We start from the raw sequence: 25481 nt of genomic DNA, 5'->3' as shown, positions 1-25481 counted from the left end.
GACGGCTGGGAAACCCTATCTCAGCCTCTCGAGCCCATGCACCTTGACCTCGCCGCCTGAAGGGCCGAACTTTCACAGGCTCGGAGAACGCCGCCGGGAAATTCCACCACATTCGAGACACGACCGCGGGCCTTAGGGCATCCGAGGCCCCCAGGCGGAGGATTCGGTTGCGACCGGCATCGCCGGCCTTGGCCCCGCGTGCTCATACCGTCAGGCCGCCCCTTCCTCCCAGAACAGCCGGGTCAGCAGCACGGTAGTGTGGAGTATGGCTCGAACAACTATCCTCCGGCATCGTTAAACGGTCAGATCCCAACCGGCGTCTGAGCGCTGGCGAGTTCTTGAAAGGAGACCGATATGACCGAACGCCCGAAGATGCAGGATCCGCGCGCTCAATATCCCGCACCGCCCTTTCCCAAGCAGCCGCAGCCTGCGCCTGGGCTGGCCAGCCGGCTCGAACCTCCTGCGGATCATGGTGAGGCCAGCTACCGGGGGTCGGGACGGTTGAAAGGGCGCAAGGCGCTGATCACGGGTGGCGACTCCGGGATTGGGCGGGCCGTGGCCATCGCTTATGCCCGTGAGGGAGCGGACGTGGCTATCGCGCATCTTCCCGAGGAGCGTGCGGATGCGGAGGAGGTGGTGACCCTGATCCGAGATGCTGGATGCAAAGCTGTCACGCTGCCGGGTGATCAGACCGAAGAGAAATATGCCCGCGGCCTCGCTGCGCAGGCGGCTGCAGAATTGAACGGGCTCGACATTCTCGTCGTGAACGCCGCCCATCAAAAATCCTTTTCGTCCTTTGATGAGATCACGACCGACGATTTCGATAGCACGATGCGGACCAATCTCTATCCGCTTTTCTGGATTACGCAGGAGGCGGCACGCCTCATGCCGCCGGGAGGTGCGATCGTCACCACCGCTTCGATCCAGGCCTATGATCCTTCGGCTTCCATCATGCATTACGCCACGACCAAGGCGGGGATCGTGGCCTTTACCAAAGCGCTCTCGCAGGAACTTGTCGAGAAAGGGATCCGCGTGAATGCCGTAGCACCGGGGCCGTTCTGGTCACCGCTCAACCCTAGTGGTGGCGCGCCGCAAGAGAAGGTGGCGCATTTCGGTCAATCGACGGTATTCGGCCGCCCCGGGCAGCCAGCGGAAATCGCGCCGGTATATGTGCTGCTGGCTTCCCAGGAAGGCAGCTATATTACAGGTGAAGTCTATGGTGTCACGGGTGGGCAAGGGATCGCCTGAGTAACTTCGCGCCTCGGTCGGAGGGATCGCAGACCTGCCTGTGCTCTACCTTTTGATTGGGGCGTTTTCGTACTGTCGGCAGACATCTAGGAACGCTCGCGCCAGCCTATCGTTGGCCAGAACGCTGCCGCTAAGCGCGCGGGGATAACCGGAGGAGCTCCTCATGACCGATCGCAAGGAAACCCATCAGCGCGAGGACCTGCCGTATTACGATCACCCGTCGGGAGGCTGGGGATCGCTCAAGAGCATCGCCAAACACATGGGTCAGGAACGTCCTTCGGCGGGGGTGATGGAAACCTTGATGCGGCAGAACAAGCCCGGCGGTCACATGTGCACTTCCTGCGCGTGGACCAAGCCGCCGAACCCGCACATTGCGGAGTTCTGCGAGAACGGCGCCAAGGCGACGCTGTGGGATCTCACGCGCGACCGCTGTACCCCCGAGTTTTTTGCCCGTCATACCGTGTCGGAATTGCGCACCTGGTCCGATTACGATCTCGAGATCCAGGGACGGCTGACGCATCCGATGCGCTACGACCCGGCCAGCGACAAGTATGCCGAGACAACGTGGGACGAGGCGTTCTCGGCAATCGGCGCGAAGCTGAAGGCGCTCGATCCGAAATCAACGGTGTTTTACACTTCGGGCCGCGCCGCGCTTGAAACCTCCTACATGTTCCAGCTCTTCGCGCGACTCTATGGGCATAACAACCTGCCCGACAGCTCCAACATGTGCCACGAGACCACCAGCGTCGGTCTCAAGAAGGTCACCGGCAGCCCGGTCGGCACCTGTGTGCTGTCGGATTTCGATCATTGCGACATGATCCTGTTCTTCGGCCAGAACACCGGCACCAACAGCCCGCGCTTTCTGCACCCTCTGCGGGCTGCCAAGAAGCGCGGCTGCAAGATCGTCACCTTTGACCCCGTGCGTGAGGCCGGTCTCGTCACCTTCCGTGACCCACAGAACCCGGTCGAGATGCTGGGTGGGAGGGAGACGGTGATCTCGGATCGTTACCTGCAGCTCAAGCCCGGGTCGGACGTCGCCGTCCTGGCGGGGCTGTGCAAGCGCGTCTTCGAGGTCGATGACGAGCAGGGCGGCGGCGTTATCGACCGTCAGTTCGTCGCTCAGCACACCTCCGGCTGGCCTGAGTTCGAGGCGAAGATCCGCGAGATCGACTGGGCCGATATCGAGCGGGTCTCGGGGCTCAGGCACGAGGACATCGCCGAGGTCGGCGAGATGTACTGCAACTCCGAGAAGGTGATCGGCATCTACGGCATGGGCCTGACACAGCACGTGCATGGCAGCCTCAACATCGCGATGTATGTGAACCTGCTGCTGATGCGCGGCAATATCGGCCGAGAGGGCGCGGGCATCTCGCCGGTGCGCGGTCACTCCAACGTGCAGGGCCAGCGCACCGTCGGCATCTCGGAAAAGCCCGAGCTGGTGCCGCTCGACAAGATCGACGAGATGTTCGGCTTCAAGAGCCCGCGCGATGAGGGCACCACCACGGTCGACGCGGTGAAGGGCATCCTCGACGGCTCGATCAAGGGCTTCGTGAGCTTGGGCGGCAACTTTGCCCGCGCGATCCCCGATCAGGGCCGCGCCGATCCGGCATGGCAGGATCTGGAGATCAACGTGCAGATCGCGACCAAGCTCAACCGCAGCCACACGCTCGTGGGCAAGGAGGCTTGGCTGCTACCCTGCCTCGTACGCTCGGAGCTCGACATGCAGGCGACGGGGCCGCAGGTGGTGTCGATGGAGGACAGCCTATCGATGATCCATGGCAGCGAGGGCAAGCGCGAGCCTGCCTCGAAGATGGTCCGCTCCGAGCCCTTCATCGTGGGAGGTATTGCTAAGGCGACGCTGGAGCCGAACCCCAGGGTGAAGTGGGACGAATGGGTCGGGGATTATGCCCTTGTGCGCGACCTGATCGAGGAGACCTATCCCGACAAGTTCACCGACTTCAACGCGCGCCTGTTCACGGCGAGCGGCTTCTACAAGGGCAACCCGGCGCGCGAGCGGACCTGGAAGACCGAGACCGGCAAGGCGATCTTCACCGCGCCCAAGACGCTTTCGGCGCTGGGGCAGGTGCCGGACAAGGACAGCTACACCCTCGTCACCGTCCGCTCGAACGACCAGTTCAACACCACGATCTACGGCTTCAACGACCGGCTGCGCGGGCTCAAGACCGACCGGAAGGTGGTGATGATGAACCCCGAGATGATTGCCAAGGCCGGTCTCACCGAGGGGCAGGAGGTGACGCTCTCCTGCGCCATCGATGACGGCGAGACGCGCGAGGTCGGCGGGCTCAGGGTCATCGCCTATGATCTGCCCGACGACACGGTGCTGGCCTACTATCCGGAAACCAACCCGCTGGTGCCAGTCGACTATCATGACGAGCTGTCGAAGACCCCGGCCTGCAAAGGCGTACCAGTGCGGATCAGAATCTAACGTAGGTCGAGGACCATTTGCCGATATCATCGAGATCAGGAGGTTACGGCAAGCGCGAACGCTAAGAACTCTCCGGCCAGATCGCCGACGCGTGCCACATGGGTTTCATATCTGCCGCTGCGGCCACAAGGTTGAGCAGCTCTGTCTTCGGGCGGAGGCGGGCTTCGTTTTCATCATGACATTTCCTCCGTTTGCACGGAGGGTGTGGATTATGCCGGTCCTTCATCTTGCCTCGAGAGGAACGAAAGCAACTGACGTCACCACTCTCGAATGCGCATGAACATCTCGGTCCCACCTTTCTCGGGATCAAAACTCCAGCAAGAGAACGGTCGCTGCCATTCCTTGCTAAGCGTAGTACGCCGTATTTCCATCTCGCAGAGGTGTGCGCTCGCTCCGGGATGGGATGGGTTTTTAGGCTGCGCAGGTAAAACCATAGCCTATGCAGGTTCACGCAGCAAAGGCCAGTAACGTATGGCGTTCATGTTTCGGTGAATTTGGCTTTACTTGTCTAAGTGGTTTTCTGAACTGAGGGTAACATTTCGCTTTCGAGGCGTGGCATGCAGCCGTAACTTTGCTGGTTGTCCGGGGCCATCGGGCGTCTTCAATCTCGTGACCTTGAATGCCAGGATTTCTTGATATCCAAGCCGGTCCCGGGTTTTGATACGGCAGCGTTCTGCGGCCGCTGCGAGATCTCGCAGCAATCTCTCGCGTTGGCGAAACGTTGCGCGGCTGAAAAGGGAAATCTCCCAGACGCCTCCTCGCTGATCGCTGACGGTAACATGATCAGCCTGTTGATTGGCGCCGGGCTCGAAGCGTCCGGCCACAGGTAGGCTGGGGAATTCCTGCTTTACGGCATCCGCCAGTTTATCTTCCCTGTCAGTCATCCCGAACCTCTCCTTTCGATGAAGCCGTATGCCCGCAGTGCTTCGCGTGCCGACTTGCGTGCCAGATAAGCTGTCGGCTCGTCATGCGCGCGCAGCATGTCCTTCAGGGCATCCGCCATGAAGTCGAGGATCATTTCCCTAGCGTATGATGAGGGCTCCGAGTGTCGAAGATCTGGTGCTGCGCGGTTCAACGCGGGACTCTCAGCACTTCGGAACCGCTTCCGTAGATCTCACTCTCGAGGGTTTCGAGGTATCCGATCATCTGCCTGAGGATACCGGCCGCCTCACGGCAATGACGCATGCGGGCATCGACGTTGTCGTGGTGCGCTTCCAGAACGATAGCCAAGGATTCAAAGCGAAGCCGCTCTTGCTTGGTCCCGAACCTGAGTTCGGAAAATCTGCTCATTGGCACGTCCTCCTTATGACGGAGATATCTCAGCAGGCGATAGACCGCACGCTTCCGAACGGCTTGCACAATATATATGGGGAATATTGCAGATTCGGATCAAGCCAACGTACCAGCCTGTACAGTTTGGCGCTTCTGGTCTGCTCATCCCCTCCTGCGGCAGTTCTTATTATAATAACTTGGAAAAGGAGTGCCAGTTCGACGAGAATGACGGTTCGAAAAGGTACATGAATATCTCTTGACTCACTCCAAAACTTCCCTGTGTTCGGCGCAGACGATCCCCTCCGCCTGAACCACCGTTCCGGTCGCTTCCCTGTGGATGTTGAGTAATTCGAATACCCAAAGCCGGAACCCTGATTGCCGAATCGCCTCTCCCAGACACGCACTCCTCTAATTCAAAGGCATAGGCTAAATATCGCCGATGGAACATCTATGTGATCGCTCTGTTTGAAGCGAAGAACAAGATGCAGGGGGCGACAATGCATTTGGTAACAGGAGGCTGTGGCTTTATCGGAAGGGCCTTGGTTGGCGAGTTGCTGGAATTTGGTCATGAGGTCCGTGTTCTCGATAACCTCATCGATCAAGTTCATGGCGACGCGGAGCCGGAACTGCCCTCCGGTGTGGAGCTGATCAGGGGAGATATTCGGGACAAGGCCGTGGTCGAGAAGGCTCTGGATGGCGTCGAAGGTGTGTTCCATCTCGCCGCCGAGGTCGGGGTCGGACAGTCGATGTACGAGATCGCTCGCTATGTCGGCGTCAACGAGTTGGGTACCGCCGTGCTGCTCGAAGCACTGATCGACCGCCCGGTCCGCCGTCTCGTGGTGGCCTCGTCAATGAGCGTTTATGGCGAAGGCCTCTACACCGATGCCAAGGGCTGCGTCGTGGGCAAGGCGCGGCGCAGGCCGGAAGACATCCGGAGCGGCGCTTGGGACCCTCGGGAGGGAGACGGGCAGCCGCTCAAGCCGATCCCCACCGATGAGACGAAACCCGTCGATCTCGCCTCGATCTACGCACTGAGCAAATACGCGCAGGAGCGGGCCTGCCTGATCTTCGGCGAGGCCTATCCGGTCGAGACGGTGGCATTGCGGCTTTTCAACGTGTTCGGGCCCGGTCAGGCATTGTCCAACCCCTATACCGGGGTGCTCGCCAATTTCGGCTCTCGCCTCGCCAATGGCGAACGGCCCACGATCTTCGAAGATGGCCGCCAGAAGCGGGATTTCGTGCATGTGCGCGACGTGGCGCGGGGCTTCCGTCTGGCCATGGAGGCGCCCTCCGCTGCGGGGCAGGTGATCAACATCGGCAGCGGCCGCTCCTATGCCATCGCCGATGTGGCCGAGATGCTGGCCTGCGCCATGGGGGTACCGGAGCTGTCGCCCGAGATCCTCAGCCGGGCTCGGATCGGCGACATTCGACATTGCTTCGCCGACCTGTCCAAGGCGCGGGAACTCTTGGGCTTTTCACCGCAACACAGGCTCGAGGATAGCCTCTGCGAGCTGGCCGCATGGATCCGTGCCGAAACATCCGTGGATCGCGGGGCGCAGATGCGCAGCGAACTCGAAGCGCGGGGTCTGGTGACATGAGCGAGCAGGTCCCCGGCTACGTGGAGTGGTTCCGAAAGGGCGACGCGCGGCATGTCGATGAGGCGGTCGCCGGCATGAAGGCAGCCGGGGTGCGGCGGCTGCGGACCCAGCTGTCATGGGCGGAGTGGCATGAGCCGGACGGAGCCGATTGGTACGACTGGCTGCTGCCCCGGCTCGGCGCGGCCTTCGACCTCATGGTCTGCGTGCATTACACGCCGCCGTCGATCTCGCGCACTGGCCGCAGCTCCGGCGCACCAGAGCGGCTGCGGGACTACGCCGATTTCATCGACCTGATGCTGACCCGGCACGGGGCGCATATTGAGACGGTCGAGCTTTGGAACGAACCCAACAACCTGCTCGACTGGGACTGGCGCGAGGATCCCGAGCATCTGCTCTTTACCGAGATGGTGGGCGACGCCGCCAACTGGGTGCGCCAGCGCGGGTTCCGCGTCGCACTCGGCGGGCCGTGCCCGTTCGACCCGGTGCTGCTCGACATCTTCGGGCGGCGCGGGTTGCTCGCCATGGTGGACGCAGTTGGGCTGCACGGCTTTCCCGGCACGTGGGACAGCGCCGAGGGCAGCTGGCTTGGCTGGGACGCGCATCTGGTCGAGGCGCGGAAGATCGTCGGTCGGCACGCGCCTGACTGCGAGATCTGGATCACTGAAGCCGGCTACTCGACCTGGAACCATGACGAGCTAGGGCAGCTGCAACGTTTTCTCGACGCGGCCCGCGCCCCCGCCGAACGGCTCTACTGGTATGGTTGGCGCGACGTGGCGCAGGACGTGGCAGTGCAGGAAGGGCTGTGGTTCGATCCGCGACACTACCACCTCGGTGTGACCGACGGCGCGAACCGGCCTAAGCTGGTGGCGCGGCTGCTACAGTCGGGTGGCATGGCCCGGCTGAACGAGGTGGCCTGTCTCGCGGCGCCGCGCCCGAAGCGCGTTTCCGGACGGCCGGTGGTCGTCACCGGCGGCTGCGGCTTCATCGGGGCCAACCTCGCCGACAGCCTCGCCGCCGATGGCGATCCGGTGGTGGTGCTCGACAATCTTTCGCGGCCCGGAGCGGAGGAAAACCTCGCCTGGCTGCGCGAAACGCATGGGCCCCGCATTCACCCCGCCGTGGCCGACATTCGGCAGCGCGGCGCGCTCGACGCGGCACTGGAAGGCGCGCGGGGGGTGGTGCATCTCGCGGCGCAGACCGCCGTCACCACCAGCCTCGACGATCCAGTGCAGGATTTCGACGTCAACGCCCGCGGCACGCTGGACCTGTTGCAGGCGCTGCGGCGCGCAGGCGGCATGCCGGTGGTCTTCGCCTCGACCAACAAGGTCTATGGCGATCTCGCGGACCTCGGGATGCTGCGGCAGGGCAATCGATACTTGCCCGAGAATCCACATCTGCGCGCCCACGGCGTGGCCGAGGACAGGCCGCTCGACTTCTGCACCCCTTATGGATGTTCCAAGGGCGTCGCGGACCAATATGTGCTCGATTACGCCAAATCCTTCGGCATCCCGGCGGCGGTTCTGCGGATGAGCTGCATCTACGGGCCGCATCAGTTTGGGACCGAGGATCAGGGCTGGGTTGCACATTTCCTGCTGCGCGCGCTCGCTGGCCAGCCGATCACCATCTATGGCGATGGCTGCCAAGTGCGCGACGTGTTGCATGTGGGCGATGCCGTCGCCGCTTATCGCGCGGCGCTCGATGGCATCGATGCGGTTTCGGGGCGGGCCTTCAATCTCGGTGGCGGGCCGGAAAACGCGATCAGTCTCAACATGCTGCTCGACGAGATCGGGCGATTGTCGGGACGCGCGGTGGATGTACGGCACGATCGCACCCGTCCCGGCGACCAACTCTACTTCGTGGCCGACACGACGCGCTTCGAGACTGTCATGGGCTGGCGGCGTCGGACCGGCTGGCGCGATGGCGTGACCGAGCTGTGGCACTGGCTCGCGCGGCACCGCTTCGATGCGCTTCCCGAAGGATATGGGCAGGAGAGGATCTCGGCATGAAGGTGGCGCTGGTCAATCCCGCATGGAACTACGAAGGCTCGATCTATTTTGGCTGCCGCGAGCCGCATCTGCCAATCGAACTCGGCTTTGCCAAGGTATTGCTCGAACGCGACGGCCACGAGGTGCTGATGCTCGACGGCCAGATCGAGGGGCTGTCGAACGCGGAAATGGCCGAGCGGGTCGCCGATTTCGGCCCCAGCATGACCGTGGTCACCACAGCGCCGACCTATCTTTTCTGGCGCTGCGCCCCGCCCGAATTGCGGGTGCCGCGAGATTTCCTTGATCGGCTGTCCGGGCGCGGCGGGAGACGCGTGGCGGTCGGCCCGCATGGCTCGGCCACGCCGGGGGCGGCCCTGCGCAAGCTGGGCGTGGACCTCGTGGTGTGCGGTGAAAGCGAAGAGGTGCTGGCCGAGCTCGCGGGGCGCGAGGATTGGACCGCCGTGCCCGGAACGGCGGTGCTACGCGATGGCGAACTGGTCTCGACCGGGCCGCAGGCGGTCAGCCGCTTTGTCGATCATCCGGCGCTGCGCTGGCCGGATCACTGGATCGCGCGCCACGCCCATCACCACCACCGTTTTGACGAGCTGCCGCGCCATGGCGTCGGCGCGGAGGTCGAAGCCTCTCGCGGCTGTCCCTATGAATGCAGCTTCTGCGCCAAGATCGATTTCCGCGACGCCTATCGCCGTCGCGAGATCGGCTCCGTGCTCGAGGAGATCGACGGGCTCATCGCGCAGGGCGTGGGCTACATCTACTTCATCGACGAGATCTTCTTGCCGCAGAAGGCGCTGCTCGAAGCGCTGGTCGGGCGTGACGTGCAGTTCGGAGTGCAGACGAGGATCGACCTGTGGAAGCCGCCGCTGCTCGAATTGCTGGGCCGCGCTGGATGCGTCTCGATCGAGGCCGGCCTCGAAAGCCTTACCGCCGAGGGGCGCGAGCAGCTTGCCAAGCGCTGCCGGCTCGACACGCCCGAGCTTGCCGCGCTGTTGATCGAGGCGCGCCGGCACGTGCCTTTCGTTCAGGCCAATCTGATCGGCGTGGTCGAGGACGACCCGGCCCTCGTCGATCACTGGCGCGGCCACCTCATCGATCACGGGGTGTGGGCCAACGAGCCGGTGCCGCTCTATCCCTATCCCAGCTCGCCGAGCTACCGCGCGCTCTGGGGCTTGCCGGATGACAAGGCTTGGGAGCGAGCGCATGCGCACTACCTCGCGGCCTTCGACCAGTTCAGCGACATTCAGGAACAGGCGCCGCGCAGCCTGCCCGAGCTGGAGCGGAGGTGTTGCGGATGAAGCACGCGCCCCGTCTCAAGCTGCTGATGACCGGCGACGCGGTCGGCGGCGTCTGGCGATTCTCCCTCGACCTCGCGCGCGCCTTGTCGAGCGAAGGGGTCGAAGTGTCGCTCTTGGGCTTCGGTCCGCAGCCGGCTCCCTACGCCCGGCGCGAGGCCGAGCGGTATGTGGACCTGCACTGGTCCGACCTGCCGCTCGATTGGCTGGCAGATGGGCCGGAGGCGCTCATGGCCGTGCCGCACCGGATCGCCGATCTGGCGGACCGGATCGGCGCGGCGCTCATCCACCTCAACCTGCCCAGCCAGGCGGCCGGGCTGGAGACCCAAATTCCGGTCTTGGCGATGTCGCATAGCTGCGTGCCGAGTTGGTTTCGCGCGGTGAAGGGCAGTGAGCTACCGCCGGATTGGAACTGGCTACGCGAACTCAATGCCCGCGGACTGGGCAGGGCTGACCTGCTGGTGGCGCCGAGCCAGGCGCATGCGGATCTGGTGACTCTCTGCTACGGTTTGCAGCGGCCGGTCGAGGTGGTGCCCAACGCGGCGACATCGATTCCGGCGGTCACGCAGAAGGCCCCCTTCGCCTATGCGGCGGCCCGCTGGTGGGACGAGGGCAAGAACGCCGCCGCTCTCGACGCCGCCGCAGCCCGGATGAACTGGCCGCTCAAGGCCTTTGGCGCACTGAAAGGGCCGCAGGGCCAGCAGGCGCATTTCAACCACGCGCAGGCCGAGGGAAGCGTCGGTCACCCGGTGCTGCGCGCCGTCGCGGCGCGCGCCGGGGTATTTCTGTCGCCGTCGCTCTACGAGCCGTTCGGCCTGGCGGCGTTGGAGGCAGCCTCGGCCGGCGCGGCGCTGGTACTGGCCGACATCCCGACCTACCGCGAGCTTTGGGACGAAGCGGCGCTCTTCGCCGATCCGCGCGATCCAGCCGCTCTGGCGGCGGCGGCCAATCGCCTTGCGCGGGACGCGGATCTGCGCGGGCGGCTCGGGGCCGCAGCGCTGGAAAGAGCGGGAGATTTCGCACCCGCGCGACAGGCACGCCGAATGCGCGGCCTCTACGAGCGATTGCGTAGCCTGCCGAACCACTCGAAATCCGAGACTGTCATGGGGGCAATCCATTGAAGTTCTTGTTCTACACCCATTCGCTGGTTTCCGACTGGAACCACGGCAATGCCCATTTCCTGCGAGGCGTCATGCGCGAATTGATCGCCGCGGGTCACGACCCATTGGCGCTCGAGCCGGAAGAGGGCTGGAGCCGCGCCAATCTCAAGCGTCAGAGGCCCGACGCCGAAGCGGTCTTTGCCGCACAATTCCCCGAACTGCGTTCCATCAGCTATGGTGCAGGTTTCGACCACGCATCCGCTCTTACGGACGCGGATGTCGTCATCGTCCATGAATGGACCGACCCCGATCTCATGCGCCGCATCGGCCGGTTGCGGCGGGAGTCCGAGTTCCTGCTGCTGTTCCACGATACCCATCACAGGGCCGTCTCTTCCGAGGCCGAGATCGAAGCGATGCCGCTGGAGGATTACGACGGTGTGCTCGCCTTCGGCGAGGCCTTGCGCGAGCGCTATCTGGCGCGCGGCTGGGGTCGGCAGGTCTTTACTTGGCATGAGGCCGCCGACGTGGCGCTATTTCGACCGCACCCGGAGATCGCGCGAGAAGACGATCTGGTCTGGATCGGCAATTGGGGGGATGGCGAGCGCAGCGAGGAGCTTGACCGCTTCCTGATCGGCCCGGTGGAGCGGCTCGGTCTCAGAGCGCATGTCTGCGGCGTGCGCTATCCCGACACGGCGCTGGAGCAGTTGCAGCGGGCCGGAATCGCCTATGGCGGCTGGCTCGCCAACGCCGACGTGCCCCGGGTCTTCGCGCGCAACCGCGTGACAGTGCATGTGCCGCGCAGACCCTATGTCGAGGCGCTGCCCGGCATTCCGACCATCCGCCCGTTCGAAGCGCTGGCCTGCGGCATCCCCCTCGTTTCCGCTCCATGGGAGGATCGGGAGGGGCTGTTCCGGCCCGGCACCGACTTTCTCTTTGCTGCCGACGGCGCGGAGATGGAGCGGCAGATTGGCCAGGTGCTGGCGGACGCGGATCTCGCCGGGGAGCTGGCGCGCAACGGACTCGAGACGATCCGGGCGCGTCACACCTGCCGCCACAGGGTGGAGGAACTGCTGAGCATCGTGCGCGAACTTGCCCCGACCAGATCCATCGCGGAGGTGGCCACATGAGAATCGCATTCTACGGATCGAGCCTGCTCTCCTCCTACTGGAACGGCGCTGCCACCTATTACCGCGGGATCCTCAAGGCTTTGGCCGAACTGGGCCACGAGGTCACATTCTACGAACCCGATGCCTATGACCGTCAGGCGCATCGCGACATCGAGCCCCCCGACTGGTGCCGCTCGGTCGTCTACGAGGCCACGCCGGAGGCGGTGGCCCGCGTGACCGACGAAGCCGCCCGCGCCGACATCGTGGTCAAGGCTTCGGGCGTCGGCTACGCCGATGACGCGCTGCTGGAGCAGGCGATGGCCAAGGCGCGGCCCGGCGCGCTGCGCCTCTTCTGGGATGTCGATGCCCCGGCGACGCTGACCGAGATCCGGACCGACGAGGCCCACCCGTTGCGCCGCGCGCTGCCCTGTCTCGACATGGTGCTGACCTATGGCGGCGGCGACGCCGTTGTCGAAGCCTATCGCGGGCTGGGAGCACGGGCTTGCCACCCGATCTACAATGCGCTCGATCCCGACACCCATCACCCGGTGGCGCCCGAGGACCGCTTCCGCGCCGACCTCGCCTTTCTCGGCAACCGGCTCCCGGATCGCGAGGCGCGGGTCGATGCGTTCTTCTTCGGACCGGCCGCGATGCTTCCGGGGCAGCGCTTCGTGCTGGGCGGCTCGGGTTGGGCAGACAAGCAGATGAGCGGCAATGTCGACTATCTCGGACATGTCGGCACTTGCGACCACAACGCCTTCAACCGCAGCTCCCGCGCCGTGCTCAACATTAGCCGCGACAGCATGGCCGCGACCGGGTTTTCACCCGCCACGCGAGTCTTCGAGGCGGCGGGGGCGGGCGCCTGCCTGATCACAGACGCTTGGGAGGGAATAGAGATGTTCTTCGCACCCGACTGCGAGATCCTGGTGGCGCGAGACGGGCAGGAGGTCGCAGAGCAGCTGCGCGACCTCACCACCGAGCGCGCGGCCGGGATCGGACGAGCCGCGTTGGAGCGAGTGCTCTCGCAGCACACCTACCGTCACCGCGCGACGCAGGCCGACGCGCTCTTCCGCCACGCAAGACAGGGGGTGCCCGCACAATGACCAAACCGCTCGCCATCGTCATCTTCGGCCTCTCCCTGAGCTCTTCATGGGGCAATGGCCACGCCACGACCTATCGGGGGCTGCTGCGCGGCCTCGCGGCGCAGGGACACCGGGTGCTCTTTCTGGAGCGCGACATGCCGTGGTACGCGACCCAGCGCGACTTGCCTGCGCCCGACTTCTGCGAATTCGAACTCTACGACGACCTGCCGGGCGTGCTGGAGCGTCACGCGCGGCGTCTGCGCGAGGCGGACGCAGTGATCGTCGGCTCCTATGTCCCGCAGGGCGTCACGCTGATCGACGCGCTGGCCGCAATCGGGCCCCGTAGCTTGTGCTTTTACGACATCGACACGCCTGTGACGCTGGCCAAACTGCGGCGAGGCGACGAGGAATACCTCGCCGCGCGGCAGATTGCAGGCTTCGACATCTACCTGTCCTTTTCGGGCGGCGAGGTGCTGCGCGGGCTTGAGCGCGACTGGCGCGCCCGGCGGGCCGAGGCGCTCTACTGCTCGGTCGATGCCGATCGCTACGCCCCCACCGGGGCGGCTCCGGTCTGGGATCTGGGCTATCTGGGCACCTACAGCCCAGACCGACAGCCAGTGCTGGAGCGGCTCCTGATCGAGCCCGCACGCCGCCTGCCGGACCATCGCTTCGTCGTGGCGGGGCCGCAATATCCCGACGACATCGACTGGCCCGCCAATGTGGAGCGGATCGACCACCTGCCGCCAGAGGCGCATCCTGGCTTCTACAGCCGGCAGCGCTGGACCCTCAACGTCACGCGGGCCGACATGGTGGCGGCCGGATGGTCGCCCAGCGTCCGGCTGTTCGAGGCCGCCGCCTGCGCCACGCCGATCATCTCGGATCGCTGGCGCGGGCTTGATGAGCTGTTTCCCGAGGGGCGGGCGATCGAGATCGCCGACGGCACCGATCAGGTGGTGGCGCTGCTCGAAGCGCGGGACGAGACGGCGCGGCAGCGGATCGCCGACCGGGCCCGGCGTATCGTGCTCGAGCATCACACCGGGGCGGCGCGTTCGGCGCAGCTGGCCCGGATGCTGGAACCGGCCGGCCCGACGAACCATCGCAGGACAATGGAGATCGATCATGCGTGACGACACTCATCCGCCATACCGGCACCATGTCCTAGTGGCCGGCGGCGCCGGGTTCGTGGGGTCGCACCTGTGCGAGAAGTTGCTGCGCGAAGGTGACCTCATCACATGCGTCGACAACTTCCTGACCGGCGCACGCACCAACTTGGCGGGTCTGATCGACCATCCCCGCTTCGCACTCATCGAACACGACATCTGCGCGCGGCTCGAGATCGGGCCGCCACTGGACAGGATCTACAACCTGGCCTGCGCGGCCTCGCCCAAGCGCTATCAGGCGGATCCCACCCACACGATGATGACCAGCGTGATAGGCACCCATCACCTGTTGGCATTGGCCGAGCTTCACGGCGCGCGGCTGCTGCAGGCCTCGACATCGGAGGTCTATGGGGACCCCGAGGAGCATCCGCAGCGCGAGGACTACTGGGGCCATGTCAATTGCACCGGCCCGCGCGCCTGCTACGACGAGGGCAAACGCGCGGCCGAGACGTTGTGCTTCGACCGGCTGCGGCAGGGCCGGGCGGACGCGCGGGTGGCGCGGATCTTCAACACTTATGGGCCACGGATGCAGGCCGATGACGGACGCATCGTCTCGACCCTGATCATTCAGGCGCTGGAGGGGCGACCGCTGACAATCTACGGCACCGGGACGCAGACCCGAAGTTTCTGCCACGTCTCGGACCTCTGCGCGGGCCTCGTGGCGCTGATGGAAGTCGCGCCCAATCCGGGCCAGCCGGTCAATCTCGGCAATCCCGGGGAATTCACCATCCTGCAACTGGCCGAGCAGGTGCTTGCTCTGACCGGGTCGCTCTCCGAACTGGTGTTCGAGCCTTTGCCGCAGGATGATCCCCGTCGCCGCCGGCCCGACATCTCCCGTGCGCAGGCGCTTCTCGACTGGACGCCGCGCATCCCGCTATCGGAGGGGCTGCGAGACACGATCTCCCATTTTCGGCAGGTGTCCGACGCGCCGCTGCCGCGACCGGCCTTTCGGCCGACGACCGCAACGCATGATGCCGCCCCTTTGTCCGGGGTGCCGTGGTGAGCGGCGCGATTGAAGAGCGGATCCGGGCGCTCGATCCGTGGTTTCACAACATCGATCTCGAGGGGGTGCAGACGGCCCGCGATCATTTTCTCGGCGACTACCCCGCCTGCAAGTTCGCCGGCTTCGCCGACGTCCTGCCCGAGGATCTGGAGGGCCGCAGCGTGCTCGACATCGGCTGCAATGCGGGGTTCTACTCTCTCGAGATGAAGCGTCGGGGGGCGGGCAGGGTGTTGGCGATCGATAGCGACCCGCGTTACCTCGCTCAGGCGCGGCTGGTCTTCGAGGTGGCCGGCGCCGAGGATATCGAACTGCGCGAGATGTCCGTCTACGGGGTGGGCCAGCTGGGAGAGCGCTTCGATCTGGTGATCTTCATGGGCGTGTTCTACCACCTGCGCCATCCCATGCTGGCGCTCGACCTGATCCACGAGCATGTTGCCGGCGACCAGTTGCTGTTCCAATCCATGCAGCGCGGTGCACCGGAGGATTTCGACGCGGCTCTCGACTATCCTTTCCAAGAGCACGAGATTTTCACCCGCGCCGAGTTTCCAAAGCTGCATTTCATCGAACACGGCTATGCCGGCGATCCGACCAACTGGTTCGTCCCGAACGGCGCCGCGACCGCCGCGATGCTGCGTAGTGCCGGTTTCGCCATAGAGATCAGACCCGAACCCGAGGTCTACCTGTGCCGCCGCACGGCTCGGCCGCCCCATGTCGACCCACCGCCCATGATCGCCATGATGTGATCCGTCCGGGGAACCGCGGACGTCGCGTGCTTCAGATCTCCAGCGGCAGGCGCAGCTCGAACAGGGGGCCATCTGCCGTGTCTTTGATTTCTCCCAGGCCGCCAAGAGCGGTGATCCGCGTGGTGAGCGCCTCAATGCGATGCGTCATCCCGGCGGCCAATCCGCCGCGCTGCTGCCAGTCGAGGATCATCCACCCCTCCTCCAGCCGCCATGCGATCACCAGAGCTTCGCCCTCGCGCAATCCGCCGCGCCCGGCCTCCAAGCCCAGTTCGTTCAGGATCAGGCCGAGCTGCAGCGCCTGCCTCGGGCGCAGCCGGATCTCCTCGCCGGACATCTCGACGCGGGCGGGATCGATCCCGCAAAGCCCTGTCCGGACGAGCGCATCGATCGGCACCGTCGTCCACTCGGTCTCGATGAGCAGCTCGTAGGCCTGCGCCATGCCGTGCAACCGTCCGACCAGACGATCGGAGAATTCGTCGAGCGACCCCGCGCCTTGGCCGGTGTTTCGGGCCATGTCGATGGCCGCGGTCAGCATGGTGCGGATTCGGTCGTTCAACTCGACGAGCAGCATCTTCTGTTGCCGCTCGGCATGGGCCAGAAACGAGACCTCGACGATGGTGACCACGACGCCGCCGATGCCCTCGCCGTGGTCGCGATACGGCATCAGGCGCACCAGGTAATGCTGGTCCCCGTCCGGGGGTGAGAGCCGGTGCTCGTACCCTTCGCCGGTGCCGAACACCTCGCGCACCCGCGCTTCGAGCTCCGGGAAGTCGAGCCGCCCGGCCAGATCGGTCAAAGGCCGGCCGACATCGCTGGCCCGAAGGTTGAAGAAGGCCGAGGCAGCGGGGGTGAAGTTGCGGATCACCAGTTGGCCATCCATGAAGATGGTGGCGATTTCCGTGGCCGCGTAGAGGTTCTGCAGGTCGGAATTTGCGCGGTCCAGCTCCTCGACCGAGGTGGTCAGCTCGGCGTTGATGGTGGTCAGCTCCTCGTTGAGCGACTGCATCTCCTTTTTCGACGCCTCCAGTTCCTCATTGGTGGATTGCGCCTCTTCGTTGACCGAGACGAGTTCCTCGTTCGAAGATTTCAGCTCCTCCAGCGCCGTCTCGTACTCCTCGATCGTGGATTGCAGTCGCTCGCGCAGCTCGCGCAATTCGCGCTCCACCGCCTCCTGCCCCTCATCAGGGGCGGCGGCCTCGATCTGTTCGAGCAGCGGCTGCGCCTCCGACAGGTACTTGAACAGCACCAGAAACAGCGGCTCGGGCTCCACCGCGGAATCGAGCGGCTCGACCACGATTTCCACGAGAAAGCCGTCATGCCCCTCGTTCTCAAGCATCATCACCTGACGGGTGGCCGGGCGGAGGGACTTCTGCGCCTGCCGCAGGGCCGCACGGAGGTCGATGCGCAGCTCACGCCGGGCCGTGTCGATCAGGTCGCGGTTCGGCGCGCCGCGGGGCGCCTCGAGATAGCGGCCGGTATTGCTTGAATAGAAGGTGATCTCGCCGTCGGCGGTGACGACCACATGCGCCGGGGCGTGACGCTCCAGCACCTGCGCCTCGACCAGTCTGCGCAGCGGCCGGTCACTCGAACTGGTGGCCCGACGGGTGCCAGTGGGGGAATAGTGCTTGAGCGCGAGCCAGTCGACCGACATCGGCAGTCGGCGCGGCGTTGCGTCATGGCCGCGGCTTTGGAAGATCCGGTTCTTCTTGTCGACCGCGCCGAAGAGATGCGCCTGGCGGCTGACCCCCTCGGCACTGCCGAGGAACAGGTAGCCGCCGGGCTTGAGCGCGTAGTGGAAGGTCGGGATCACCTGGTCCTGCAGCGCCGAGCCCATGTAGATCAGGAGATTGCGGCAGGAGACCAGATCCATGCGCGAAAACGGCGGATCGCCGATGACGCTGTGCGGCGAGAAGATGCACATGTCACGCACCGCCTTGCAGATCACAAGCGCCGCGCCGTCGCTGCGGAAAAAGCGCTTACGCCGCTCGGGGCCGACGCCCGAGAGCAGCGGCTCGGGATAGCGGCCGGCGCGGGCCACGCCGAGCGCCTCCTCATCGATATCGGTGGCGAAGATCTGCACCCGCGGCGGATGCGCGAGATCGTCTATCGTCTCCTGCAGGAGAATGCCGAGCGAATAGACCTCCTCGCCGGTGGCGCAGCCCGGCACCCAGATCCGGATCGTCTCGTCGGCGCCGCGCCCGTCGAACAGGGGCCCGAGAACCTGATCGCGCAGTGCCTCGAACGCCTCGGGATCGCGAAAGAACCCGGTCACATTGATCAGCAGGTCGCGGAACAGATCCGACACCTCGGACGGGTCCTCGCGCAGCCGTTGCAGATAGTCCTGCGGCTCGGTGACCTGCACCACCTTCATGCGGCGCGCCACGCGCCGCATGAAGGTCTTGCTCTTGTAACCCGAGAAATCGCGGCCCATCCGGCTGCGCAATATCTGTGCGATCTCCTGCTGGATCTGCCTTGTCGTTTCAACTTCGAAGGCCCTGGGACTGCCGGTGCCGTTCCGGATCTGCAGCAGCCGCGCCGGCATTCGTTCGACCGAGTCCACGAAGTCGATGCCCCCTGCGGCCCGGGCGCTTTCGGGCATCGAGGCGTTGACCGGAGCCGAGCCGTCGCGGCCCTGCCCGATGGTGATGCCGCCATGTTCCTTGATGATCTTGACCCCGAGCGTGCCGTCGGAATCGCCGCCGGACATCACGATGCCCACCGCCCGTTCGCCCTGATCCTCGCCCAAGGCCCCGAAGAACACGTCGACGGGCTTGCGCTCGCGATTGGCGGGGTCGTCGGGATGCAGCCGCAGGACGCCGTCGCGGATCGTCATGAACTTGCCTTCCGGCATGACATAGACGTGCTCGGGTTCGACCCGCTGGCCATCGGCGGCGCTCAGAACCGGCATCTTCGTGTAACGCGACACGATTTGCTGCAGGAGGCTTTTGCGATCCGGGCTCAGATGCGTCACGATGACAAAGGCCATGCCGCATTCCAGGCCACAGTCCGGCTCAAGCGCACGGAAGAACCCTTCGAGCGCGGGGATTCCCCCGGCCGAAGCGCCAATACCCACGATGAGGGGCTGAACTGAAGTCATTATCGAACCTTCTTGGGGCAAAAGCCGGTATCGGCCATTCGAATGGCGCTCTGGGATCTTTGCGGGCCAACCTTACAAGAGCAGGAACGGGCAAGGGGGTGGTCTGGTGCCGGATGCGCGTGCCGGTCTCCCCCCATGTAGTCCCGAATGCCCGGTCTGCACACTCGAAGTGGACCGGTGATCCTTGTATATTCCGGGTGCCAACTGGTCAGTTGGGCATATCTAACCGACTGAAACGAAATGTTCTTACACCAGACTGCAAAAGGCCTGCCAAGCGGACATCTTCATATGTCAGTACGGTTTCGTACGATTTCACGCGGATTGTGTTGGGAAAGAGAAATGGACCCGTTAGGATACGACAATCGGCCGCCGTCACAGATGGGCTCGGTCGCCGGGAGTCTTTGAACCCTCTCGCCCCCATACGAGAGAAGGTCGCATGACCCATGTATCGATCGAGTCGAACCTGCTGCTCAGGGGCATGCCCGCTTCGGTGCAGGCCGAGCTGCGGGCCTCTCTCAGTTTCATGGAGCTTCCGGCGCGTATGTCTCTCGAACGACGCGATCGGCCGGTGGAGTACTCCTATTTCCCGACAAGCGGCATCGCCTCGATCGTGGCGAGCGAGAGGGGCGGTCTCAATATCGAGGCGGCACTTGTCGGACGCGAAGGCATGACCGGGCTGCCGCTTATATTCAACGACGACCGAAGTACCAGCGACGTGATGATGCAGGTCGGTGGCACCGGCTGGCGGATAGAGGCCGAGGCCATGCGGCGGCTCATGGATGACCCGGCGTGCCGCGATTGGCTGTTGCGCTACGCCTATACCGTCATGGTCCAGATCCAAGGCACGGCGCTGGCCTATGGCCGGGGCAAGCTCGAGATCCGGCTCGCCCGGTGGCTGCTGATGTGCCATGACCGCACGAACGGCGACGAACTCGAACTCACCCATGATTTCATGGCGCTGATGCTGGGCGTGCGGCGCGCCGGTGTCACTGTGGCGCTGCACGAACTCGAAGGAGGCGCGCTGATCCGCTCGACCCGTGGGCGCGTGCTGATCCGCGACCGCGAGGGGCTGATGGAGGTGACCGACGGGTTCTATGGCGGACCCGAAGCGCACTACCGCCGGCTTTTGCCCGAGAACCAGACCGCCTGAGCCGTCCCCGCGCCGCCTTGATCCGTGCTGTGGCTCCCGTCGGGTCGTCCGACGTGAGCCGCACCTTGGCAGGCGGCCCGGACGCGCGGACACCGCATCCCGGATCGCCTTGGGGTTGCAGCCTTGGGGCTTTATCCATGCCCCTCGGACCTTGTCGAGACGCTCCACCTGTCGGCGGGTTTCTTGCGGATGCGTCTCGAACCTCTGCCTGAGCTCAGGCGAGCCTGCCGTCTCGATTGTTTTCGGCAAGGCGGTCTCGATCTGCTTCTCGGCGTGACAGATGTCTTGCAGCCTCTGCGCGAACAGATCGTTCGGCGTGCTGATATCCTTTTTGAAAGATGCCACTCGGCTGTTTATTCGGTGTTGCCGGTGGGGACAGGAACGACCGACGCGGGGACCGCCCGTTCCTGCAGGCCCGCGCTGTAACGCGAGGCTATGAGCGACTCTCAAGAGCCGGTTCGGGATGTCACATACGACGCAAAACACAACACTTGAAACATGATCCTCTCCGACATGGTCCCATGCCGGCGAAGCCCGCGTGTCCCGAAGACAATGAAACGTTAATCTTGAATGCGAGGTCCAGACCGATCGGAGCGGCGTACGATTTGGTACTTCTTCATTTCCTGAAAAATCTATTCGCTGTACCGGAATGTAAGACATTCAATTTAAATGGCCGAGGCGTTTCTTAGGGCCGGCCTCAAACAGAATGGGTGCGAACTCGTACAGGGGCGCAGCGAGGCCTTGGTTTCCTGTTTCCGGCGCTGCTAGAGGTCCGGCAGGCCGCTGGAAATATACGTATCGATCGGGGTGGCAGAGGCCCTGTCGGGCGGTCGATCTTGGATTGAATACACTTGCTGGAAAAGACCACCTCGAACCTCTTGCTGGGCGGATTGCCCCGGGGCATGCAGTCGGAGCTGCGCGGGGTCATGTCGTTTGTGGGGCTTCCCACGGGGCTGTCGCTCGAGCGCAGCGGACAGTTCGCGACCCATGCCTATTTCCCGACAGACGGGGTGGTCTCGCTGATCGCGCGGGGGCGCAACGGCTCGAACGTCGAGGCCGCGCTTGTCGGGCGCGAAGGCCTGGTCGGCCTGTCTCTCGTTCTCGGCGCCGGACCATGCCTGTCGGATGCGGTCATGCAGTCGGCGGGGTTCGGCTGGCGGATCGCTGCCGCAGATTTTCGCGCGGCGATGGAGAGGGAGGTCTTTCGCCTCAGAATGCTCCATTTCGTTTCTACATTGATCTCGCAGAGTTTCACGACGTCGCTCGCCGCCAGCCGTGCCAAGCTCGTGGTTCGGTTGGCGCGTTGGTTGCTGCTCTATCGCGACAGGGTCGGCGGTGACGAATTCGAAGTGACTCATGACACCATGGCGCTGATGCTCGGCGTCCGCAGGGCCGGCGTGACGGTTACTCTGCACGAGCTTGAGGGCGCAGGGCTGATCCGAAGCAACAGAGGCCGCGTGGCGATCCGCGATCGCGACGGTCTGATGTCCTTGGCCGGGGAATTCTACGGTCAGGCCGAAGGTCGATACGAGCGCCTGCTGGCGCCTTTTCGCAACAAGACATGACAGCCGGCGGTCTTGTCGGATCGCGCTCAAGAGCCTTCAAGAAGGGGCCGCCAGCTGACGGTATCGGTGGGCCAGGGGGGATGTGCAACAGTTCAGGTTGGAGGACGGCCAGGACGCCATTTCCACCTGCCTTGCGGCGCTTCTCGACCTCGGCCGCGGTGTCGGCATGGATCATGATCGCGCTAGAGCCTCAGGCTTCTATCGCCTCTCCGCCCCGCCCCTCGGAGGGCACGTGGCGCGGGCCGAGCCACAGCCCCGTGGCGGCGAGCAGGGCGGCCGTGCCGAGAAAGACGCCCCGGCTGCCGATGGCGTCGAGAACGGAGCCGGCCAGCATGGGCCCCATCGCGCCACCGAGCGCCATCGCCAGCAGTACCGCCGTGAAGCTGAGCGAGGGCAGTTCGGGAAAGAGCTTCGCGCTCCAGAACGACAGCAGCGCGCTGATCGTCATGACCCCGGCCCCTTGCAGCATCGCCGAGCCCAGAGCGGCGAGCGCGGCCTGCGCGATCAGCGCGATGAGCAGGGCCGAGGCCACGCCGGCGGCGAAGATCGCGCGGATCAGCCACGCAATCCCGCAGCGTTCGACCAGCCAGCCGGTGGCCAGCCCCAGACCGCCGCCCAGCCCGTAGGCCAAGAACATCAGCGGCCCGGTCGTCCCGCCGCCCAGATCGGCCCCCGCGCGCGCCGCGGCATCCACGGCGAAGGAAAACCAGACCGCAGCCCCCAGCCCGAAGGAAAAGGCGGCGAGGGCGAGGGGCAGGATGTCCCATCGCAGCAGCGACCGCCATGCGCCCAGCGGCTCGCCATCTCCGCCCCCACGCGTCGCGCCCCGCAGACAGATGGCCGAGGCGATCCCCATGCCGAGCCCGGCCACGGCGAAGAGGCCCCAGACCAGCCGCCAGCCGAAGGCCGTCGCCACGGCGGCAAACGCCAACGCCCCGGCAGCGGCGACGCCAAAGGTCGTGCCGGTGCTGACGATCGACAGGGCGCGCGGGCGCGCGGCCTCCTCGACATGGCGCGCGGCGGCGTTGTTGAACGGGGTCCAGGCCAGACCCGCGCTGCCGCCCGCGATCAGCACGCCGGCGGCGAGGACGGGCAGGCTCGGTGCCGCGGCGACGAGACCCATGCCGGTGCAGGCGAGCGCGGCACCGATCAGCACCGGGACGCGCGCGCCGTAGCGGGCCGTCAGCGGCCCCGCGGCCAGCACCGTGAGCAGATAGGCGAGAAAGGCGCCCCCGGCGATGAGACCGGCCATCCCCGACCCCAGACCGAAGGCCTCGCGGAACTGCGGCAGGAACAGCCCGAAGCCCATCCGGGCGGGGCCGTAGGTCACCGCGGTCGCCAGAAATCCGGCCATGATGATCTGCCTGCCGGTCATGCGTGGGGTCCTTGCGGTATAGCACGCTCCGAGGCGGAACGTGGCGCGCCGGGTGGGGTTCCCGATGTTCGATCACGACCCTTGCGGTATTCAGGCCCAGCTGTCTCGTCCCCCGCAGGCCCGCGAAGATTAATCGCTGCTTCGGGATGGACAGGGCGGCGGCGCGGGCGCGCCCGCCAGGAACGGCGAACCCGAAGGGTGTGACGAGGCGGTCGCGCAAACCCGCCGAAACCTTGGCAGCGGCAAGATGATCCGAGCCCCGAGGCTCAATCAAAGGCGAATGGCAGACCGTTTCGCAACCAACTTCCGATAACGCCGGTTCATGAGGATGTGGATTAGCGTCATTGCGACTTGGCCAATACATTGGGCATGGCGCGCAATGCTGACCGGACACCGTCGGGATTATCCTCACGGTAATCCTCAAAACAGAACCCCGACCGGGCCTTGAACCCGATCAAGTTTTGATCCGGCCAAGATCATGATAATTCGTCTCTTTCATGCCGCTGGTTCCCGTCTAGGTGATGCCGGGATGAAACATGCCCGACCGTATCAACGAAAAAACCGGCCTGAAGCGGTTGCCGCGTCATGACGCGGCATGCCGAAGCGGCCTTCGTAAAGTGCCCTTTGCGAAGACATCCGTTCGCCGGTTTCCTCCGGTGGATGCCCCCTCTGGCTGCCTTCCTGCTTCTTTCGGGCTGCGGCGTCGAAACATTCCTCGACCCACAGGGGCCGGTGGCCGCGCAGCAGCGAACGCATTTCTGGCTGGTCACGGCCTTGATGGCGCTGGTCGTCCTGCCCGTGTTGACGCTGACGCCATGGCTGATCTGGCGCTACCGGGACCGGGGCGGCGCGGATTACAAGCCCAGATGGGCGTTTTCGCGGGCATGGGAAGTTGCCTTGTGGGGCGGCCCGGCGCTGGTGGTGGCGGTGCTCGCGGCGTTGCTGTGGATCAACACGACGCGGCTCGACCCCTATGCGCCGCTCGTCTCGGACGCCGATCCGCTGCGGGTGCAGGCCGTGGGATACGACTGGAAGTGGCTGTTCCTCTATCCCGACCTCGGCATCGCCAGCGTCGATCTGCTGGCCTTTCCGGCGACGCGCCCGCTGGAGATCGAACTCACCTCGGCGACGGTGATGCAGTCGTTCTTCGTCCCCGCGCTCGGCAGTCAGATCTATGCCATGGGCGGCATGTCGACATGGCTGCATCTCGGGGCGGATGCGCCGGGGCGGTTCGGTGGCGAGAACTCCCAATACAACGGCAAAGGTTTTCACATGCAGAAGTTCGAGGCCGTCGCGATGGACGATGAGGCGTTCGAGGCTTGGGCGCGACATGCGGCGACGGCACCGGCCCTCGACGCGGCGGCACTGGAGGCCCTGGGCCGGGAGGGCGTGGCCTCCGATCTCGCGCGCGCGTTGGACCGCCGAGGGGGCGAGATCCTGTTCGGCGGCCTGCCGGACGATCTCTTTGCGCGGGTGATGTCCGAAACCGCCAAGGCCCCGATGGCCGCGCATGACAGGGCGGCCGGGCAATGACCCTCTCCGGGTTTCTTGATGCCGCGCTGGGGCGGCTCGACTGGAACGCCCTGCCGTTCTGGGAAATGGTGGCGCATCCGAGTGCGTCGAGCATCATCAACGGCCTCATCGCCAGCGGCGCGGCGGGGGTCATGGTGCTGGGGGCGCTGGTCACCGTCTGGGCGCTGACCCGCTACAGCCTCTGGGGAGCCCTCTGGCGCGACTGGCTGACCAGTCTCGATCACAAGAAGATCGGCATCATGTATATCGCGCTCGCCTTCGTCATGCTGGCGCGGGCGCTGGCCGAGGCGTCGGTGATGCGCACCCAGCAGGCGGTGGGTCTGGGGGGCGGGTTTCTCAGCCCCGAGCATTTCGGCCAGCTGTTTTCGACCCATGGCACGATCATGATCTTCTTCATGGCGATGCCGTTCCTGACCGGTGTCATCAACTTCGTCATGCCGTTGCAGATCGGCGCGCGCGACGTCGCCTTTCCGCTCTTGAACTCCGTCAGCCTCGCGCTCACCGCGGCGGGCGCGGCGCTCGTCATGGCATCGCTCTTGCTCACGCCGTTCTCGATCGGCGGCTGGAGCGGCTATCCCCCCTTCACCGAGACCGGCTACAGCCCCGATGTCGGGCCCGATTACTGGATCTGGGCGGTGACGCTGTCCTCTCTGGGCACGACGCTGGCGGGGATGAACTTCGCGGTGACGATCTACAAGAAACGCGCGCCGG

At 65.1% G+C, this 25481-nt stretch carries 20 protein-coding genes and 1 pseudogene; 15 read left to right on the top strand and 6 right to left on the bottom strand.

Features of this window, described 5'->3' with window-relative positions:
* Nucleotides 1–354: 354 nt before the first annotated feature.
* Both ACJASC_RS16190 and ACJASC_RS16185 read left to right on the top strand, forming a co-directional pair.
* Complete coding sequence (locus ACJASC_RS16190; RefSeq protein WP_415146917.1) at nucleotides 355–1248, top strand: SDR family oxidoreductase; 894 nt, start codon at nucleotides 355–357, stop codon at nucleotides 1246–1248.
* Nucleotides 1249–1411: 163 nt separating this feature from the next.
* Nucleotides 1412–3694 (top strand): FdhF/YdeP family oxidoreductase, encoded by a 2283-nt coding sequence (locus tag ACJASC_RS16185; RefSeq protein ID WP_415146916.1) that lies wholly within the window; start codon nucleotides 1412–1414, stop codon nucleotides 3692–3694.
* A gap of 500 nt (nucleotides 3695–4194) precedes the next feature.
* On the opposite strand, the gene ACJASC_RS16180 is transcribed toward ACJASC_RS16185, so the two are convergent.
* From ACJASC_RS16180 to ACJASC_RS16170, 3 genes are read right to left on the bottom strand one after another with little or no spacing between them, the layout of a single operon-like run.
* Entirely contained in the window at nucleotides 4195–4578 is a 384-nt protein-coding gene (locus tag ACJASC_RS16180; RefSeq protein WP_415146915.1) for a hypothetical protein, read from the bottom strand.
* Nucleotides 4575–4712 (bottom strand): hypothetical protein, encoded by a 138-nt coding sequence (locus tag ACJASC_RS16175; RefSeq protein WP_415146914.1) that lies wholly within the window; start codon nucleotides 4710–4712, stop codon nucleotides 4575–4577. The genes ACJASC_RS16180 and ACJASC_RS16175 overlap by 4 nt, the downstream gene beginning before the upstream one ends.
* 53 nt (nucleotides 4713–4765) lie before the next feature.
* Nucleotides 4766–4984, bottom strand: coding sequence for a hypothetical protein (locus ACJASC_RS16170; RefSeq protein ID WP_415146913.1), 219 nt, complete (start codon nucleotides 4982–4984; stop codon nucleotides 4766–4768).
* Nucleotides 4985–5463: 479 nt separating this feature from the next.
* Between ACJASC_RS16170 and ACJASC_RS16165 the strand changes: the two genes are divergently transcribed.
* From ACJASC_RS16165 to ACJASC_RS16125, 9 genes are read left to right on the top strand one after another with little or no spacing between them, the layout of a single operon-like run.
* Nucleotides 5464–6564, top strand: coding sequence for an NAD-dependent epimerase/dehydratase family protein (locus tag ACJASC_RS16165; RefSeq protein ID WP_415146912.1), 1101 nt, complete (start codon nucleotides 5464–5466; stop codon nucleotides 6562–6564).
* Entirely contained in the window at nucleotides 6561–8570 is a 2010-nt protein-coding gene (locus ACJASC_RS16160) for an NAD-dependent epimerase/dehydratase family protein (RefSeq protein WP_415146911.1), read from the top strand. The genes ACJASC_RS16165 and ACJASC_RS16160 overlap by 4 nt, the downstream gene beginning before the upstream one ends.
* Nucleotides 8567–9859: a TIGR04295 family B12-binding domain-containing radical SAM protein gene (locus ACJASC_RS16155; RefSeq protein WP_415146910.1), complete on the top strand. Its 1293-nt coding sequence runs from the start codon at nucleotides 8567–8569 to the stop codon at nucleotides 9857–9859. Before ACJASC_RS16160 ends, ACJASC_RS16155 begins: the two co-directional genes overlap by 4 nt.
* Entirely contained in the window at nucleotides 9856–10977 is a 1122-nt protein-coding gene (locus ACJASC_RS16150; RefSeq protein ID WP_415146909.1) for a glycosyltransferase, read from the top strand. The genes ACJASC_RS16155 and ACJASC_RS16150 overlap by 4 nt, the downstream gene beginning before the upstream one ends.
* Entirely contained in the window at nucleotides 10974–12083 is a 1110-nt protein-coding gene (locus ACJASC_RS16145; protein WP_415146908.1) for a CgeB family protein, read from the top strand. Before ACJASC_RS16150 ends, ACJASC_RS16145 begins: the two co-directional genes overlap by 4 nt.
* Nucleotides 12080–13165 carry a CgeB family protein gene (locus ACJASC_RS16140; RefSeq protein ID WP_415146907.1) on the top strand — a complete coding sequence of 362 codons (1086 nt, stop codon included), beginning with the start codon at nucleotides 12080–12082 and terminating at the stop codon, nucleotides 13163–13165. The genes ACJASC_RS16145 and ACJASC_RS16140 overlap by 4 nt, the downstream gene beginning before the upstream one ends.
* Entirely contained in the window at nucleotides 13162–14271 is a 1110-nt protein-coding gene (locus ACJASC_RS16135; protein WP_415146906.1) for a CgeB family protein, read from the top strand. The genes ACJASC_RS16140 and ACJASC_RS16135 overlap by 4 nt, the downstream gene beginning before the upstream one ends.
* Nucleotides 14264–15307: a UDP-glucuronic acid decarboxylase family protein gene (locus ACJASC_RS16130; RefSeq protein WP_415146905.1), complete on the top strand. Its 1044-nt coding sequence runs from the start codon at nucleotides 14264–14266 to the stop codon at nucleotides 15305–15307. Before ACJASC_RS16135 ends, ACJASC_RS16130 begins: the two co-directional genes overlap by 8 nt.
* Nucleotides 15304–16050 carry a TIGR04290 family methyltransferase gene (locus ACJASC_RS16125; protein WP_415146904.1) on the top strand — a complete coding sequence of 249 codons (747 nt, stop codon included), beginning with the start codon at nucleotides 15304–15306 and terminating at the stop codon, nucleotides 16048–16050. Before ACJASC_RS16130 ends, ACJASC_RS16125 begins: the two co-directional genes overlap by 4 nt.
* 31 nt (nucleotides 16051–16081) lie before the next feature.
* On the opposite strand, the gene ACJASC_RS16120 is transcribed toward ACJASC_RS16125, so the two are convergent.
* Nucleotides 16082–19147: a CheR family methyltransferase gene (locus tag ACJASC_RS16120; RefSeq protein ID WP_415146903.1), complete on the bottom strand. Its 3066-nt coding sequence runs from the start codon at nucleotides 19145–19147 to the stop codon at nucleotides 16082–16084.
* Between the two features lie 436 nt (nucleotides 19148–19583).
* Here ACJASC_RS16120 and ACJASC_RS16115 point away from each other — a divergent pair, with 436 nt between their 5' ends.
* A complete protein-coding gene (locus tag ACJASC_RS16115; RefSeq protein ID WP_415146902.1) occupies nucleotides 19584–20297 on the top strand; it encodes a Crp/Fnr family transcriptional regulator in 714 nt (237 codons plus the stop codon).
* Between the two features lie 156 nt (nucleotides 20298–20453).
* Here ACJASC_RS16115 and ACJASC_RS16110 read toward each other — a convergent pair.
* Nucleotides 20454–20957: pseudogene (locus tag ACJASC_RS16110) on the bottom strand (YciE/YciF ferroxidase family protein); the annotation flags it as partial.
* 242 nt (nucleotides 20958–21199) lie between these two features.
* Between ACJASC_RS16110 and ACJASC_RS16105 the strand changes: the two are divergent.
* Nucleotides 21200–21862: a Crp/Fnr family transcriptional regulator gene (locus ACJASC_RS16105; protein ID WP_415146901.1), complete on the top strand. Its 663-nt coding sequence runs from the start codon at nucleotides 21200–21202 to the stop codon at nucleotides 21860–21862.
* Nucleotides 21863–22052: 190 nt separating this feature from the next.
* On the opposite strand, the gene ACJASC_RS16100 is transcribed toward ACJASC_RS16105, so the two are convergent.
* Nucleotides 22053–23237: an MFS transporter gene (locus ACJASC_RS16100; protein WP_415146900.1), complete on the bottom strand. Its 1185-nt coding sequence runs from the start codon at nucleotides 23235–23237 to the stop codon at nucleotides 22053–22055.
* Nucleotides 23238–23897: 660 nt separating this feature from the next.
* On the opposite strand from ACJASC_RS16100, the gene ACJASC_RS16095 reads away from it, so the two are divergent.
* Complete coding sequence (locus ACJASC_RS16095) at nucleotides 23898–24770, top strand: cytochrome ubiquinol oxidase subunit II family protein (RefSeq protein ID WP_415146899.1); 873 nt, start codon at nucleotides 23898–23900, stop codon at nucleotides 24768–24770.
* The coding region (locus tag ACJASC_RS16090; protein WP_415146898.1) for a cbb3-type cytochrome c oxidase subunit I at nucleotides 24767–25481 on the top strand (715 nt) is incomplete at its 3' end. The genes ACJASC_RS16095 and ACJASC_RS16090, both read left to right, overlap by 4 nt.

Origin of the sequence: Limimaricola cinnabarinus (assembly GCF_047631075.1) — a bacterium.
GTDB classification, from domain to species: Bacteria; Pseudomonadota; Alphaproteobacteria; order Rhodobacterales; family Rhodobacteraceae; genus Limimaricola; species Limimaricola cinnabarinus.
This window is presented reverse-complemented; position numbering and strand designations above follow the sequence as displayed.